The organism is Jiangella aurantiaca, from assembly GCF_004349105.1.
GTDB classification, from domain to species: Bacteria; Actinomycetota; Actinomycetes; order Jiangellales; family Jiangellaceae; genus Jiangella; species Jiangella aurantiaca.
The window spans coordinates 207,686-222,894 of sequence record NZ_SMLB01000003.1; the positions used below are offsets into that span (position 1 = coordinate 207,686).

Below are 15,209 nucleotides of genomic sequence, written 5' to 3' on the forward strand. Positions count from 1 at the left end.
CGGAGGGGTCACGTGCACGCGGTCGTCATCACCGAGCCGGGCGGGCCGGAGGTCCTGCGCTGGTCCGAGGTGCCCGATCCGATCTGCGGGCCGGGCGAGGTGATCGTCGACGTCGTCGCGTCCGCCGTCAACCGGGCCGACCTGCTGCAGCGGATGGGCAAGTACGACGTCCCGGACGGGGCGCCGGACTGGCCCGGCCTGGAGTGCAGCGGCACCATCAGCGTGGTCGGCGAGGGCGTCACCGGCTGGAAGCCCGGCGACCAGGTGTGCGCGCTGCTGTCCGGCGGCGGGTACGCCGAACGCGTCATGGTGCCGGTCGGCCAGTTGCTGCAGGTCCCGTCCGGCGTCGACCTCGTCACGGCGGCCGCGCTGCCGGAGGTCATCTGCACGGTGTGGTCGAACCTGGTCATGACCGCCGGCCTGCGCGCGGGTGAGGTGCTGCTGGTGCACGGCGGGGCGAGTGGCGTCGGGACGGCCGCCATCCAGATCGGCCGGACCCTGGGTGCCCGGGTCGCGGTGACCGCGGGGACGGCGGCGAAGCTGGAGCGGTGCGCGGAGCTGGGTGCGCAGATCCTGGTGAACTACCGCACCGAGGACTTCGTCGACGTCGTGCGCACGGCCACTGGCGGGCACGGCGCCGACGTCGTGCTCGACATCATGGGCGGCTCGTACCTGGCCCGGAACCTCGACGTGCTGGCGATGGACGGCCGCATCACGATCATCGGCACCATGGGCGGCCGCCGCGCGGAGCTGGACCTCGCCGCCGTCTTGGGCAAGCGGGCCCGCGTCACCGGCTCGCTGCTGCGCCGCCGCACCCGCGCCGGGAAGGCCGCCGTCGTGGCCGAGGTATGCGAGCACGTGTGGCCGCTGATCGAGTCCGGCGCGATCCGGCCGGTCGTCGACCGCGTCCTCCCGATGACGGAGGCGGCCGAGGCGCACCGCGTCGTCGCCGGCGGCGAACACGTCGGCAAGGTGCTGCTCACGACCTGAGACTGCGGCCACCAGCAGCGATGACCTGCGCCTGATGACTCGATGAGACATCGACGGTCACGGCTCGCGAAGGGGGCGTACCCTGGCGAACGTGGTGATGTCGTTGGAGTCCGATCTCGACCGGCCGGTCACCCACCGCCGGACCGCCCGGGTGCTGCTCATCGAGCCCGGGGGCCGCGTCCTGCTGTTCGAGGACAGCGATCCGTCGGCGCCCGGTGCGCCGACGTTCTGGATCACGCCCGGCGGCGGCGTCGATCCCGGTGAGACCCTGCTCGACGCCGTCGTCCGCGAGGTCGAGGAGGAGACCGGCCTGCGGCTGATGCCGTCGGCGGTCCGCGGCCCGATCGCCGAACGCACCGTCGTGCACGGTTACTCCGACAAGATCGCCGTCCAGTCCGAGACGTTCTTCGTGGCCGACGCCACGACGCAGGAGATCGTGCCGGCCGGGCTCACCGAGGAGGAGCAGCTCACGGTCATCGGCCACCGCTGGTGGAGCCTCGACGAGCTCACCCGCACCGAGCGGCCGGTCTGGCCCGCCGGCCTGCCCGGGTTGCTGGCCGCCGTGCATGCCCCGGCCCGGTGGCCGGTCGTGCTGAGCGCCGCCGAGGAGTCGACGGTCCCGACCAACCAGTTCGCCCGCTGACGTCACCACACCCGCACCGTCATATTGAGGCTCCCCGACCCGATCCGTGGGTTGGCGAGGTTCGCGGTTCGCCGGTCGGCTATGAACGATCGTTGATGATCAACGCTGTCCTCAAGCACCAACGCCACACCACAAGCCCACGCACGAACCCCGGCTGACGTGCGCTCACACCGCCGCCACCGAGTCGATCACGGAGAAGGGTCGGGTTTCCCGCGACTGCAGAGCCGACCTTCTCCATGATCAAGCCGTGCCCGGTCGTCGTCGCCGTGTGCGCCAGCCCCGTACGACGCCACACTGACGTTGAGCAGAAGGCGACCGCCGGGAACGCGGCAGCGTCACCGGCGAAACCGCATCGGCCACAGATTCGAGCGTCGTCGACAATCCACCGTGGCAGCTCGCGGGTGAGCTGGGCGGCGTGCGTTACCCGCGATGCGGACACATCACTCGCCTGAGGACCGCACCACCGTGCGCTCGGGTCCCCATCACGGCCCTGACGCGGGTGACGTGTCGCCCACGCGAGTGCCGCCACCCTCACGAGCGCCGGCGTCCACTCGGCCGATGACCCACGAATCGGGTCGAGGAATCTCATGTTGATCATGGAGACCTGGGTCACCACGAGAGCCTCCCCAAGGGGGAGCGCTTGACGGGGCATACCGGGTATGCATACTTGGTAGCCATGTCGATTCGTCACGGTCTGCTCGCGCTGCTGGAGCGTTCGCCGATGTACGGCTACCAACTGCGGCACGAGTTCGAGCGGTCCACCGGGGCGACCTGGCCGCTCAACGTCGGCCAGGTGTACACCACGCTGGCGCGCCTGGAGCGCGACGGCCTGGTGGAGCAGACCGGCGAGTCCGACGAGGAGGGCAAGGTCGTCTACCGCCTCACCGACGCCGGCCATGCCGAGCTGACCGGCTGGTTCGCCACGCCGCTCGCCGGCACGGACCGGCCGCGCGACGAGCTGGCCATCAAGGTCGCCCTGGCGCTGACCACGCCCGGCGTCGACGTCCGGGCGGTGCTGCAGACGCAACGCACGGCCACCCTGCGCCACCTGCAGGAGCTGACCCGGCTCAAGGCCGTCGCCGACGGGTCCGAGGACACCGCGTGGCTGCTGGTGCTCGACTCGATGATCTTCCGGGCCGAGGCGGAGGTGCGCTGGCTCGACCACTCGGAGACCCGGCTCGCGCGGCTGGCCATGACGCAGCGTCCGGCGGCCCCGTCCGGACCCACCGCCGCCGTCCCCAAGGACGAGCCGAGCGACCAGGCCGTCCGGCGATGACCAGCGACGCCGTGCTTGAGCTGCGCGCGGTGGGCCGGGTGCACGGCGATGGTCCCACGGCGGTGCACGCGCTGCGCGACATCAGCCTGACGCTGCGGTCCGGCGAGCTGATCGCCGTCATGGGTCCGTCGGGTTCGGGCAAGAGCACCCTGCTGCATCTGGCCGGCGGCCTGGACACGCCGACCGACGGCGCCGTGCTGGTCGAGGGCACCGATCTGTCCACCCTGAGCCGCGCCGAGCTGGCCGCCGTCCGCCGCCGCAGCCTCGGCTACGTCTTCCAGGACCTCAACCTCATCCCCGCGCTCACCGCGGCCGAGAACGTGGCGCTCCCCCGCGAGCTGGACGGCGTCCGCGCGCGGGCCGCCCGGCGCGAGGCGCAGGACGCGCTGACCGAGGTCGGGGTCGGAGAGCTGGCCGACCGGTTCCCCGACGAGATGTCCGGCGGCCAGCAGCAGCGCGTGGCCATCGCGCGGGCACTGATCGGGCCGCGGCGGCTCGTGCTGGCCGACGAGCCCACCGGCGCGCTGGACTCGCAGACCGGCGAGGACGTGCTGCGGGTGCTGCGGGCGCGGTGCGACGCCGGCGCTTCCGGACTGCTGGTGACGCATGAGGCACGGCACGCCGCGTGGGCCGACCGCGTGGTGTTCCTGCGCGACGGCGCGCTGGTCGACGACACCGGCGCCGCGCCGCCGCCCGAGGTGCTGCTGACCGCGGACGGTGTCGGGTGACACGGCCCGGGCGCGGGTGGTTGCCCGCGCTGCGGATCGCCCGGCGTCAGGTGCGCCGGAGCCTCGGCCGGTCGCTGCTGATCGCGGTGCTGGTGGGGCTCCCGGTGGCGGGCGCGACCATCGCCGACGTCCTGTACCGCAGCTCCGACTCCCCGGACCGCACCGCGTACGAGCGGATGGGCGACGCCGACGCGATCCTCGAGGTGACGCCGTACGACGACCTGCCGGTGCCTGACGACGGCCTGTTGCCGATGGTCGAGCTCATGTATCGCGGGATGCCCGAGCGCGCCGCGGTGCGCGACCCCGCCTCCGTCGACCTGGCCCCGCTGCTGCCGCCGGGGACGGTGCTGGAACCCGAGCGGCGCAACCACGGCCTCCGGCTCCGCGACGGCGACACTGTGCTGCGCTCCGCCCTGCTCGACATCGGCTCCCAGGGCGGCCCGCTGACCGACCACGCGTACCGGCTCGACGGCGGGCGCTGGCCGGAGGCGCGCGACGAGGTCGTGGTGACGCCGCGGGTGGCCGAGCTGCTGGGCCTGGCCGACGACGGCGAGCTGCGGCCCGGCGCGACCGTGACCCTGGACGACGGGCCGGAGCTGCGCGTCTCGGGTCTGGTGATCGACCCGTTCTCGCTCGACGGCGAGATGGTCAGCGCCGCGCCGGACTCCGTCGCCGCCGAGTTCGCGGCGGCCACGACGGACGGCGGCTGGGGCGAGTTCTCCGTCACCGGCGGCGCCGGCTACCTGGCCGACTTCCCCGACGGCACGGACATCACCGGCCTCGGCCTGAGCCTGGCGGCCGAGGGGGTCGGCCTGCTGCCGCGCGACGCCGTCGCCAACCCGGAGCAGTTCTACGAGGACGGAGGGCCGACCGCCTACCAGCTGCAACAGGCCGCCCTGGTGGCCCTTGTCGTGGGCCTCGGGCTACTGGAGGTGGTGCTGCTGGCCGGCGCCGCGTTCGCCGTCGGCGCCCGCCGGCAGGTCCGCGAGGTCGGGCTGCTGGTGGCCGGCGGTGCGAGCGCCGCGCAGGTGCGCCGGACGGTGCTGGCCCAGGGTCTCGTGCTGGGGGTGCTCGGTGCGGTGCTGGGCCTCGCGGCGGGGGCGGCGCTGGTACCGGCGGCGGCGCCGGTATGGGAGTGGTATCTGGGCCAGCTGATCGACGACTGGACGTTCGGCTGGGTCGAGCTGGCCGTCGCCGCGGCAGTCGGCGTGCTCTCCGGACTGGCCGCCGCCGTGGTGCCGGCCATCGGCGCGGCGCGGATGCGGCCGGTCGACGCGCTGGCGGAGCGGTTCCGGACCACGCGGCTGGCGGCGCGGCTGCCGGTGGTCGGGCTCGTGCTGTTCGTCGTCGGCGCCGGTGGTGCGCTCATCGCCGGCCGGATCCTGGCCGGGAACCTGGAGGACTACGGCCGCCAGCTCGAGCGGCTGGCCGGCACCGGCGTGTACGTCACCCAGCCCGCGACGGCGCCGTACATCGCCGTCCAGCTGGCCGGTGCGCTGGTCGCGACGGCCGGAGTCGTCGTACTGCTGCCGGGGCTGATCTCGGCGCTGGCGCGTGGCGCGCATCGGCTGGACCTCACGGCGCGACTGGCGGTGCGCGACGCCGCCCGGCATCGGCACCGCACGGCGCCGGCTGTCGCGGCCATCGCCATCGTCGTGGCGGGGTCGACGGCGGTCGCGTTCGGCGCCGGCGGCTCGGCCCGGGCCGACGAGCTGCGCTACACGCCCTCGCTCCCGGACAACGTCATCCGCATCGACGTCGACCCGTACCAGCAGTCCGCCGACGAGGTTGCCGCGCAGCTCGCCGACGCCGAACAGGCGGTGGCCGGTACCCTGCCGGGCGCCGCCGTGCATCGGCTCACCGACGCCACGGTGCCGTTCGAGTCTGAGAGCACGATCACCTTCAACGTCGCGTGGCTGCAGGGCTCGCCCGAATGCACCGGCTGCGAGGGGTGGACCAGCGGGTCGGTGTCCGTCGCGGTGGCCGACCCCGCGGTCATGGCGATCGCGACCGGCCGCGAGCCGGACCCGGCCGACCTCGACGCCGTCGCGGACGGCGCCATGGTGGTCTACGACCGGACCTACGTCGGCGCCGGCGGCTCCGTCGTCATCGAGACCTATCCGGCCGACGGCGATCCGGTGCCGGTCCGGTTCCCGGGGCACCTGTCCGAGCGCGACATCGCCTACTCGATGGTGCCGGGCGCGTTCGCCGCCGTGGACACGTTGACCGCGGCCGGCTTCCAGCTGATGTCGTCGGCCAGCCTCGTGACGTTCGGCGCCGCGACCCCGGAGCAGATCGACGCCGCGCTGCAGGCCGCGGAGGCGGCGGGTGCCTGGGTCACCATCGAGGAGGACATCGAGCCCGAGGCCGACCCGGCGGTCCTGGCGCTCACCGCGGGCGCGGCGTTCGTGACGCTGGTCGGTGTCGCGATCGCGGTCTCGCTGGCGGCCGCCGAGGGCCGCGCCGACCTCGCCACGCTGGCCGCCGTCGGCGCACCGCCCCGGCGGCGGCGCGGCCTGGCCGGGGCGCAGGCACTGGTCGTGGCCGGGCTGGGCGTGCTGATCGGGTCCGGGCTGGGCGTCTACTTCGCCTACCTCGTGTGGCCGGCGCTGGGTGCGCCGGAGTTCATCTGGGCCTGGGACTCCCTCGTCGTCACCGGAGTCGCCGTGCCCGTCCTGGCCGTGCTCGTCGCGGTGCTCCTCACCCCGAGCCGGTTGCCGATGATCAGGAGGGTCGAGTGAACAGCACCGCAGTGCGCCGGGCCCGGCAGGCCGCGCGGCGCCGGACGCTGGAGCTGCTCGCCCTGCGCCGGGCCGAGGCGGCCGGCCGGAGGCCGCCGGAGCGGCGCGCCGAATATCAAGTTCGACCCGGCCGGGCGGAAGCGGGACCGGACGGGTAAAGATGGTCCCATGACGGAGCCGAACCAGAACGCCGAGACCAACGACACCAACGAGGACGACGAGCAGCGCGTCGTTGTCGTCGGCCCCGGCGGCATGGCCGTCGAGTCCGCGCCCGGCAGCCACGAGGAGCAGCGCTCGCTCACCGACCTCGTCGAGCAGCCGGCCAAGGTCATGCGCATCGGCAGCATGATCAAGCAGCTGCTCGACGAGGTGAAGGCCGCGCCGCTGGACGAGGCGAGCCGCCGCCGGCTGGGCGAGATCCATCGGGCGTCGATCGACGAGCTCGAGGACGGCCTGGCGCCGGAATTGGTGGACGAGCTGGAGCGGCTGGCGCTGCCCTTCGACGACGAGAGCGTGCCCACCGACGCGGAGCTGCGGGTCGCTCAGGCGCAGCTGGTCGGCTGGCTGGAGGGTCTGTTCCACGGCATCCAGACCACGCTGTTCGCGCAGCAGATGGCTGCGCGGGCGCAGCTGGAGCAGATGCGCCGGGCACTGCCCCCGGGCGTGCAGCTGGCGCCCGGTCAGGCGATGCCCGGTCAGTCGCAGGGCCCCGAAGACGGCGACCAGCGCGGCAGCGGGATGTACCTCTGACGATCATCCCGGCCGGCGATCCGCTCCTGGAGCGGATCGCCGCCGGCCTGGCCGAGCGGCTCGACGACGTCGACCCCGCCCGGCCACGCGGGTGAGTGGAGCCCGTCAGGCGGCGGTACGGGCGTGGCTCTCGATGACGCTGGCCAGCCGCGGCAGCGCCTCTTCGACGTGCTTCTGCGCCTGCGGGCGCAGCTTGCTGTAGACCTTCTTGACGCTGTCGCGCTGCGACGCCGCGGCGCGCGCGTCCGAGACGCCGAGGAGGGCGTCGGCGACCTCGGAGCGGCGGCCCTCGAAGTAGTCGGCGAGCGAGCCGCCACCGGTGGCCTGGAAGTCGGCATAGAACGGCTCGGCGCGCTCCACGAACGAGTCGAGCATGTTGTCGATGGTCTCCGGGACGAACCCGGCGTTGATCTTCTTCAGGACCGCATAGCCGCCCTTGACGGCCATCCCCGAGACGCCGCTCTTGTCGGAGACCTCGGCGTCGACGAGCTGGTGGAGGTCCTTGACGACGGCGGGCCGGCGGCTCGGGTCGAGAAGGATCTCGCGGAGTGTGTCAGCCATTGTGGGAAGTGCCCCTCAGTATCGAAATGATCAAGTGTCACGGTCGTGCTCCGCCACTGTAGAACACGAAGATCGGTGCGGCGAAGAGCGGCTTTCGTCCCTTTTGGTGCGCGAGCGACCTGATGGGATCAAAGTGGCCGAAGTGGCAACGCGCCACCCCTCCGATGGGGTTCCGAAATGATCACGTTGAGCAGCGGCGTTTTCGCTTCACCAGGCATGCAGAGGCTGGTGAACCGTGAAGACGCCTAGGCGAAGTAGCCGTCGAGGAGCACCGCGAGGCCGTTGGACTCGACGTCGTCGCAGACGGCGTCGGCGACCGCCTTGACGTCGTCGGGGGCCTGGCCCATCGCCACGCCGACGCCGGCCCAGCGCAGCATGTCGACGTCGTTGTGGCCGTCGCCGGCGGCGAGTGCGTCGGCCGCTGCCACGCCCAGCTGGTCGGCCACCTTGCGCAGACCGGACGCCTTCGAGACGCCCACCGGCATGATGTCCAGCCACGCCGTGTAGCCGATCGCGTAGTCGACGCTGGGCAGGCCGGAGTCGCGGGCGATCTCGCGCAGGCGCTCGCGGTCGCCGTTGGGCCAGCGCACCACCAGCCGCGTCACCGGCTGCGCGACCAGTTCGTCGTGCTCGACGACGGTGACGTTGCCGTCGAGATCGCCGGTCGGGAACTCGCCGGTGACGCGGTAGCCGCGGCCCAGCTCCTCGACCGCGAGGACGGCGTCGGGGATCCGGGCGGTGAAATAGCGGACGGTGTCGGTGATGTCGAACGTCTCGATGTCGAACGGCGTCCGCGTCGCGACGTCGACCACCACCGCGCCGTTCGAGCAGACCGCATACCCGTCCTTGAGGCCCAGCTGGTCCAGCAGCGGCAGCGTCGAGTGCATCGACCGCCCGGTCGCGACGACGATGTGCGCGCCGGCGTCATGCGCTCGGCGCACGGCGTCGACGACCTGCGGTCGCGGCGGCTGGTGGAACTCGGCGTACGTGACCAGGGTGCCGTCGACGTCGAGCGCGATCAGCGCCGGGCGCCACCCGTCGGCCAGGGTCACGTCGCGACCGGTTCCAGCAGCTCGCGCCCGCCGAGGAACGGCCGCAGCGCCTTCGGCACGTGCACCGAGCCGTCGGGCTGCTGGTGGTTCTCGAGCAGCGCCACGATCCACCGGGTGGTGGCCAGCGTCCCGTTGAGCGTCGCGACCGGGCGGGTACCGCCGTCGGCGCGCTCGCGGATGCCGAGGCGCCGGGCCTGGAACGTGGTGCAGTTCGACGTGGACGTCAGCTCCAGCCAGCGCTCCTGCGACGGCAGCCAGGCCTCGCAGTCGAACTTGCGGGCCGCGCTGGACCCGAGGTCGCCCGCCGCGACGTCGATGACGCGGTACGGCAGCTCCATGTCGCCGAGCATCTGCTCCTCCCACGCGAGCAGGCGCGCATGCTCGTCGGCGGCGTCCTCCTCGCGGCAGTAGGAGAACATCTCCACCTTGTGGAACTGGTGAACGCGGATGATCCCGCGGGTGTCCTTTCCGTAAGAACCCGCCTCGCGGCGGTAGCAGGCCGACCAGCCGGCGTAGCGCAGCGGCCCGTCGGAGAGGTCGAGGATCTCGCCGGCGTGGTAGCCGGCCAGCGCGACCTCGCTGGTGCCGACCAGGTAGAGGTCGTCGGCCTCGACCCGGTAGACCTCGTCGGCGTGCGCGCCGAGGAAGCCGGTGCCGCCCATGATCTCGGGGCGCACGAGCGTCGGCGTGATGACCGGCGTGAACCCGGCGGCCACGGCGGTGGCCATGCCGTGGTTGAGGATGGCCAGCTCGAGCTGGGCACCCACGCCGGTGAGGAAGTAGAAGCGGGCGCCGGAGACCTTCGCCCCGCGCTCGGTGTCGATGGCGTGCAGGCCCTCGCCCAGCTCGAGGTGGTCGCGGACCTTCTCAGGCGCCGGCTTCGCGCCCATCTCGCGGAGCACGACGTAGTCGTCCTCGCCGCCCGCGGGCACGCCGTCGAGGACGATGTTCGACGGCACCCGCGCCAGCTCGTCGAGGCGTGCCTGAGCCTCGCCGGCGGCGGCCTCGGCGGTCTTCACCGCGGCCGCGAGGTCGCGGGTCTTCGCCAGCAGCTCCTGCTTCTCCTCGGGCGAGGCCTTCGGGATCAGCTTGCCCAGGCTCTTCTGCTCCGCGCGCAGACGCTCGAACTCGGCCAGGGAGGACCGGCGCGACTCGTCGGCGGCGAGCAGCTCGTCGACGACGGCTTCGCTCTCGCCGCGGGCTCGCTGCGAGGCGCGGACACGGTCGGGGTCTTCCCGGATCAGGCGCAGATCTAGCACCACCCGAGGGTATCCGGCCCGGGCGGCGGAACGCGCGCGGGTTTCCCGACGGCCGCCCCGTGGGCCGCCCCTCAGCGTCAGCCGCGCAGCTGCTCCAGCCAGGCCGCGGCGTCGGCGAAGTCGCCGTTGGACGTGCCCGGCAGCACCGGCGGCCGGACGCCGTCGGCGCGCGGGTAGGAGCCGAGGAAGCGGACGTTGGCGCAGACCCGGCGCAGGCCCATCATCGCCTCGCCCACCCGGGCGTCGGCGACGTGTCCCTCGACGTCGATGGCGAAGCAGTAGCGGCCCATGCCGTTGCCCGTCGGCCGCGACTCGATGCGGGTGAGGTTGACCCCGCGGGTGGCGAACTGTTCGAGGATCTCCAGCAGTGCGCCGGGGTGGTCGTCGCGGATGAACGCGACCAGCGTGGTCTTGTCGGATCCCGTCGGGCGGCCCGGCTTCCCTGGCCGCGTGACCAGCACGAACCGCGTGACGGCGTCGGAGTCCTCGCCGATGTCGGCGGCCAGCACGTCGAGCTCGTAGCGTTCGCCGGCCAGCGGCGCGGCGATGGCGGCGTCGTACACCGTGCCGTCGGGGCCGGGCGTCCGGTGTGCGACGGACGCCGCCGCGGCCGCCGTCGACGGGCCCAGCGCGATGACCGCGTCAGGCAGCTTCGCGGTGACCCAGGCACGGCACTGCGCCTCGGCCACCGGGTGCGTGACGATGCGCCGGACGTCGGCGAGGTCCGTACCGGGGCGGGCCAGCAGCGTGAACGTCACCGGCAGCAGCACTTCGGCGGTGATGGCGAGCGGCTCGCCGCGGATCAGCTCGTCGAGCGTGGCGTTGACCGATCCCTCGACGGAGTTCTCGACCGGGACGACGGCGCCGGTCATCTCGCCGGTGCGCACCGCGTTGATGGCGGCGTGCACCGTGGGGGACGGCTCCAGCGTCGCGCCGGCCAGGGCGGGGAAGCGCAGCGCGGCCGCCTCCGTGAAGGTCGCCTCCGGGCCCAGGTAGGCGTAACGATCGGACATGCCAAGAAGACTAATGCCCGGCCGACAGCGAGGAGTTCGACAAGGGGAAGAGGATTAGTGTGTCAGCCTGGCCACAATTAGCACTGTCGTTGCCTTCGGATCGGGCTGGTACGGATACGGTCGACCATGATGGACGTGGAGCGCGCAGGCAGCACCGGCACGCACCCCGGCGCCTTGCGGCTCCGGGTGTGGGCGGTCCGGGCTCGCGTCGCCGGGCTCCTGGTGGCGGTGCTCGCCGTCGTCGTGCCGCTTCTGACGGCGTCGCCCGCGGCCGCCGAGACCCCGGCGCCCGCCACCACGTCCGACCCCCAGCAGCGCGTCGTCTTCCTCGGCATCGCCGGCCTGTCGTGGCCCGACATCACCGCCGAGGGCATGCCCACGCTCTACGACATGGCCGGCACCGAGGCGGCCGGCTCGTTGACCGTGCGCACCGTCCGCACCCGCACGTGCGTCATCGACGGCTGGCTGACGGTCAGTTCCGGGCGCCGCGCCACTGACATCTTCGACACCGACGGCGACGGCGAGGGCGACCGCTTCTGCCGCCAGCCGCCGGAGCCCACGGCCGCACCGGACGGCCCCGGCGCGATCGTCCCCGGCTGGGAGCTGCTGCGGCAGCAACAGGACGACAACTCCTACAACGCCGAGATCGGCCTGCTCGGCGACCGGCTGGCCGAGACCGGCGTGTGCGCCACGGCGGTCGGTCCCGGCGCGGCGCTGGCGCTGGCCGACTCCACCGGCCGCGTCCCGGCGTACCACTCGTTCTCCGGCGACCTCGGCGCCGGGCTGCTGAGCGAGTGCCCGGTCACCGTCGTCGACCTCGGCGGGCTGCCGAACCCGGCGCCGAACGGCAGCGACGAGATCACCGTCCAGGCCGCCCTCGACGCCCGCCGCCAGGCCGCGGCGAGCATCGACCAGCTGGTCAAGCGCGTCATCGACCAGCTGCCGCCCGACACCGCGCTGATGATCGCCGGGCTGGCCGACAGCGTCGGCACCCCGGTGCCGCTGCCCGACGAACCCACGCCGATCCCGCCGGCCGGGCTGCGGGCGGCGCTGGCCTCGGGTCCGATCGCCGACGGCGGCACGTTCGGGCCGCAATGGCTCACGTCGTCGTCCACGCTGTGGCCGGGGCTGGTCCAGCTGACCGACATCGCGCCGACGCTGCTCGCCTACGCCGGCGTCGACGACCCCGCGCAGGACATCGTCGGCCGTCCGTGGCGGGGCTCTGGTGAGCACCCGGGCACCTCCGCGGCCACGGTCGCCGAACTCATCGGCGTCGACCGCGCGTCGGACATCTATCGCGACCAGTCCGGACCGTTCTTCCAGCTCCTCGGGGGATTCTTGGTCGTGGTGTGCGCGGCGGCGCTGCTGGCGCTGCGGCGCGGCGTCTCGTTCCGGCCGGTGGTCCTGCGCGTCGTACAGGTGGTGGCGGTCCTGGTGGCGGCGGCTCCGGTGGCGTCGTACCTCGCCAACATCACCCGGTGGTGGCGCTACGACCAGCCGAACACCGTCCTGTGGACGTCGATCGTCGTGTGCGCGGTGGCCCTGACGATTGTCGCGCTGGCCGGGCCGTGGCGGCGCCGCGTCTACGGTCCGCCGGGCGTGGTGGCCGGCGTGACGGCGACCGTGCTCGCGGTCGACGTCGCCAGCGGGTCGAGCCTGCAGCAGTCCAGCCTGCTGGGGCTGTCGCCGCTGGTGGCCGGCAGGTTCTACGGCTTCGGCAACATCCCGTTCGCGATCTTCGTGGTGGCCGGCCTGGTGGCCGCCGCCGCACTGGGGCAGTGGCTGCTCGACACCGGCCGGTCCCGCCGGTTCGCCGCGGGCGCGGTCGCCGTCGTCGGCATGATCGCAGTGGTCATCGACGGCGCGCCGCAGGCCGGCGCCGACGTCGGCGGCATCCTCGCCGCGATCCCCGGCTTCACGGTGCTCGTGCTCGGCACGCTGGGCGCCCGGGTCACGCTCTCGCGGCTGGTGCTCGCCGCGGCCGGCGCGACGGCGCTGTTCGGACTGTTCGCGTTCCTCGACTGGCTGCGCCCGCCCGGCTCGCGCACCCACTTCGGCAGCTTCTTCGCCGACGTGCTCTCCGGCGACGCCCTGACGGTGATCTTCCGGAAGGCCGAGGCGTCGCTCGGCACGCTGGATCGCTGGCCCATCTACGGCTGGCTGGTGCCGCTGGCGTACCTGCTGATCCTCTGGCTGACCCGTCCCGACGGCGAGAACGCGGTGAGCCGGACGGTGCAGCACTGGTCGCTGTTCCGGTACCTCGTGTGGGCGGCGCTGCTCACCGGCGCGGCCGGGTTCGCCGCCAACGACTCCGGCATCATCGTGCCGGCGCTGCTGCTGACGGTCGGCGTGCCGCTGAGCATGGCGGCGGTCGCGGCGGCCCAGCGGCTGGCGCCGGCGTCGTCGAGCGCCGAGCGCGAGCTGACGCCGTCGCAGTAGGGGTCAGCCCAGGGCGGCGGCCCGCTCCAACAGCTGTGCCTCCTCGTCCACGGCGAGCGGCACCTCGAGCACCCGCAGCCACTCGGTCAGTTCGCCGTCGCGCAACGGCCGGTGCTCCGTCGGCTCGCCCGGACGGCGGACGGTCACCGTCTGGTGGGTGACCATGACGTGCCGGCCGGGCAGGTGCTTGCCGACCATGAGGCCCGTGCGGAAGTGGATGCCCGGGAACGTGCTCGTGTAGTGGTGCGCCATGACGACGTCGATCGGCTTCACCTCGTACTCGTCGGTCGTGTGCGCCAGTTCCCAGCCCGCCTCGCGGTAGCGCTGCAGGCCCCAGAGGCCGTCGCTGGTGCTGACGACGCGGTACGGCCAGCCGTCCTGGTCGGACTCGGCGCCGTCGGCCAGCGGGATCGGCCGCAGCAGGCTCATGCCGAACCCGGGGTCGCACAGCAGCCGCTGGCCGTCCAGCACCACCTCGACGACCATGTGGCTGCGGCCCTGCTGGGTGCCGGCGGCCGGATCGCCCACGCGGGCGAGGTGCCGGCGGACGTCGTACCCGAGCCGCTCGAGCGCCGCGGCGACGATGGTCGAGTGCTCGAAGCAGTAGCCGCCCCGGCCGCGACCGGCGAACTTCGCCTGCACGGCGTCGAGGCCCACGCCCGGATGCTGCTCGAGCAGCACGTCGACGTTGTCGAAGGTGAAGGCGCGGACGTGCGCCTCGTGCAGCTCGTCGAGCGCGTCGCGGCTCGGTTCCCGCGCCGGGACGCCGAGTCGCTTCAGGTAGCCGGTCAGGTCCAGCCGGTCGATCTCCCAGAGGTCAGCCGCCATGCCCCTACCGTAGGGCCCATTCGCGTTGATCTTGGAGTAAGCGGGGTATCAATCGGGCATATCGGACCGCAATAGCCCAATTACTCCAAGATCAACACGGTGCCGGGGGCGGAGGTCTCAGACGCGGCGGAACCGGGCCGGCGCCGACGGGCGGATGCCGCGCGTGACCAGCGCCCGCATGACGTGCGCGTACTGCTTGCCGCGGTGCAGCTGCGCCTTGAGGTCGGTGCCGGTGACCCGGTGGTGGAACTCGACGTCGACCTCGACGACGCGGAAGCCGGCCCGCAGCAGGTCGATGGTGAGGCCGGTCTCGACGCCGAACCCTTCCGCCAGCGGCAGCGCGGCCTCGAACGCGGCCCGGCTGAGGCAGCGCTGGCCGGACAGCGGCTGCGTCGCGGTCCAGCCGGTGGCCCGCTCGATGCCGTTGCGGGAGAGGTCGACCACCAGGCCGCGCCCGCCGCCCTCGGTGCGCTGGGCGGGCAGCACACCGATGGTCATGTCCGCCTCGCCGGCCAGCACCGGGTCGATCAGCGGCCGCGCCTTGGCGGCCGTCGATTCGAGGTCGGCGTCAAGGAAGAGCAGCGCGCGCGGCGCCGTGCGCGACGCCTCGCGCGCCTCGATGGCGGCCAGCGCCGTCGCGCCGGTCTCCATGGCGGCGGCTTTGCCCCGGTTGCGGGCGTGCCCGACGACGACGGCGCCGGCCTCGGTGGCCGTCGCGGCGGTGCGGTCGGTGGAGCCGTCGTCGACCACGAGGACGAGGTCGACCCCCGGGATGCTCTTGGTGGCCGCGACGGTGGCCGCGATGCGGTCCTGCTCGTCCTTGGCGGGGATGATCGCGGCGACGCCGTCGGCGCGGCGGTCCTCGGTGGTCATGGGCGCCAAGCTTAAAGGCTGGCAGCCGACCGCGAGGTCTGACGTCAGTCCCCGGT

The 15,209-nt window shown here is 73.2% G+C and carries 14 protein-coding genes; 8 read left to right on the forward strand and 6 right to left on the reverse strand.

All coding sequences use genetic code 11. From position 1 onward, the window contains the following. Nucleotides 1-12 precede the first annotated feature (12 nt). The 7 genes from E1262_RS03465 (at nucleotide 13) to E1262_RS03490 (ending at nucleotide 7,128) form a co-directional block, all read left to right on the forward strand. A complete protein-coding gene (locus E1262_RS03465; RefSeq protein ID WP_132101637.1) occupies nucleotides 13-990 on the forward strand; it encodes an NAD(P)H-quinone oxidoreductase in 978 nt (325 codons plus the stop codon). 97 nt (nucleotides 991-1,087) lie between these two features. After that, nucleotides 1,088-1,633 carry an NUDIX hydrolase gene (locus tag E1262_RS03470; protein WP_238992813.1) on the forward strand — a complete coding sequence of 182 codons (546 nt, stop codon included), beginning with the start codon at nucleotides 1,088-1,090 and terminating at the stop codon, nucleotides 1,631-1,633. 676 nt (nucleotides 1,634-2,309) lie between these two features. Continuing rightward, nucleotides 2,310-2,909: a PadR family transcriptional regulator gene (locus E1262_RS03475; RefSeq protein ID WP_132101639.1), complete on the forward strand. Its 600-nt coding sequence runs from the start codon at nucleotides 2,310-2,312 to the stop codon at nucleotides 2,907-2,909. Next, on the forward strand, nucleotides 2,906-3,637 hold the full coding sequence (locus E1262_RS03480) for an ABC transporter ATP-binding protein (protein ID WP_132101640.1): 732 nt from the start codon (nucleotides 2,906-2,908) through the stop codon (nucleotides 3,635-3,637). Before E1262_RS03475 ends, E1262_RS03480 begins: the two co-directional genes overlap by 4 nt. Beyond that, nucleotides 3,634-6,378 (forward strand): FtsX-like permease family protein, encoded by a 2,745-nt coding sequence (locus tag E1262_RS03485; RefSeq protein ID WP_132101641.1) that lies wholly within the window; start codon nucleotides 3,634-3,636, stop codon nucleotides 6,376-6,378. Before E1262_RS03480 ends, E1262_RS03485 begins: the two co-directional genes overlap by 4 nt. Beyond that, nucleotides 6,375-6,536, forward strand: a complete 162-nt coding sequence (locus E1262_RS30165; RefSeq protein ID WP_162605753.1) for a hypothetical protein — start codon at nucleotides 6,375-6,377, stop codon at nucleotides 6,534-6,536. Before E1262_RS03485 ends, E1262_RS30165 begins: the two co-directional genes overlap by 4 nt. Nucleotides 6,537-6,546: 10 nt before the next feature. Further along, nucleotides 6,547-7,128, forward strand: coding sequence for a bacterial proteasome activator family protein (locus E1262_RS03490; RefSeq protein WP_132101642.1), 582 nt, complete (start codon nucleotides 6,547-6,549; stop codon nucleotides 7,126-7,128). Nucleotides 7,129-7,233: 105 nt separating this feature from the next. Here the strand turns inward: E1262_RS03490 and E1262_RS03495 are convergent, their stop codons facing one another. The 4 genes from E1262_RS03495 to pheA form a co-directional block, all read right to left on the reverse strand. Then, nucleotides 7,234-7,689, reverse strand: a complete 456-nt coding sequence (locus E1262_RS03495; protein WP_132101643.1) for a DUF6918 family protein — start codon at nucleotides 7,687-7,689, stop codon at nucleotides 7,234-7,236. 245 nt (nucleotides 7,690-7,934) lie between these two features. After that, nucleotides 7,935-8,741 carry an HAD hydrolase family protein gene (locus tag E1262_RS03500; protein ID WP_132101644.1) on the reverse strand — a complete coding sequence of 269 codons (807 nt, stop codon included), beginning with the start codon at nucleotides 8,739-8,741 and terminating at the stop codon, nucleotides 7,935-7,937. Then, a complete protein-coding gene (gene serS, locus E1262_RS03505; RefSeq protein ID WP_132101645.1) occupies nucleotides 8,738-10,000 on the reverse strand; it encodes a serine--tRNA ligase in 1,263 nt (420 codons plus the stop codon). Before serS ends, E1262_RS03500 begins: the two co-directional genes overlap by 4 nt. A gap of 77 nt (nucleotides 10,001-10,077) precedes the next feature. Beyond that, nucleotides 10,078-11,013: a prephenate dehydratase gene (pheA, locus tag E1262_RS03510; RefSeq protein ID WP_132101646.1), complete on the reverse strand. Its 936-nt coding sequence runs from the start codon at nucleotides 11,011-11,013 to the stop codon at nucleotides 10,078-10,080. 135 nt (nucleotides 11,014-11,148) lie between these two features. Here pheA and E1262_RS03515 point away from each other — a divergent pair, with 135 nt between their 5' ends. Further along, nucleotides 11,149-13,452, forward strand: coding sequence for a hypothetical protein (locus tag E1262_RS03515; protein WP_132101647.1), 2,304 nt, complete (start codon nucleotides 11,149-11,151; stop codon nucleotides 13,450-13,452). Nucleotides 13,453-13,455: 3 nt separating this feature from the next. Here E1262_RS03515 and E1262_RS03520 read toward each other — a convergent pair whose 3' ends face one another. Both E1262_RS03520 and E1262_RS03525 read right to left on the reverse strand, forming a co-directional pair. Further along, nucleotides 13,456-14,280 carry an arylamine N-acetyltransferase family protein gene (locus E1262_RS03520; protein WP_203453499.1) on the reverse strand — a complete coding sequence of 275 codons (825 nt, stop codon included), beginning with the start codon at nucleotides 14,278-14,280 and terminating at the stop codon, nucleotides 13,456-13,458. Nucleotides 14,281-14,397: 117 nt separating this feature from the next. Then, entirely contained in the window at nucleotides 14,398-15,153 is a 756-nt protein-coding gene (locus E1262_RS03525) for a glycosyltransferase family 2 protein (protein WP_132101648.1), read from the reverse strand. Nucleotides 15,154-15,209 lie beyond the last annotated feature (56 nt).

What these genes read in the sequence shown, in the direction of transcription:
- E1262_RS03490 (WP_132101642.1), top strand. Translation starts at nt 6,547, where the DNA reads ATGACGGAGCCGAACCAGAACGCCGAGACCAACGACACCAACGAGGAC.
- E1262_RS03525 (WP_132101648.1), bottom strand. Translation starts at nt 15,153, where the DNA reads ATGACCACCGAGGACCGCCGCGCCGACGGCGTCGCCGCGATCATCCCC.
- E1262_RS03480 (WP_132101640.1), top strand. Translation starts at nt 2,906, where the DNA reads ATGACCAGCGACGCCGTGCTTGAGCTGCGCGCGGTGGGCCGGGTGCAC.
- pheA (WP_132101646.1), bottom strand. Translation starts at nt 11,013, where the DNA reads ATGTCCGATCGTTACGCCTACCTGGGCCCGGAGGCGACCTTCACGGAG.
- E1262_RS03495 (WP_132101643.1), bottom strand. Translation starts at nt 7,689, where the DNA reads ATGGCTGACACACTCCGCGAGATCCTTCTCGACCCGAGCCGCCGGCCC.
- E1262_RS03520 (WP_203453499.1), bottom strand. Translation starts at nt 14,280, where the DNA reads ATGGCGGCTGACCTCTGGGAGATCGACCGGCTGGACCTGACCGGCTAC.
- E1262_RS03470 (WP_238992813.1), top strand. Translation starts at nt 1,088, where the DNA reads ATGTCGTTGGAGTCCGATCTCGACCGGCCGGTCACCCACCGCCGGACC.
- E1262_RS03475 (WP_132101639.1), top strand. Translation starts at nt 2,310, where the DNA reads ATGTCGATTCGTCACGGTCTGCTCGCGCTGCTGGAGCGTTCGCCGATG.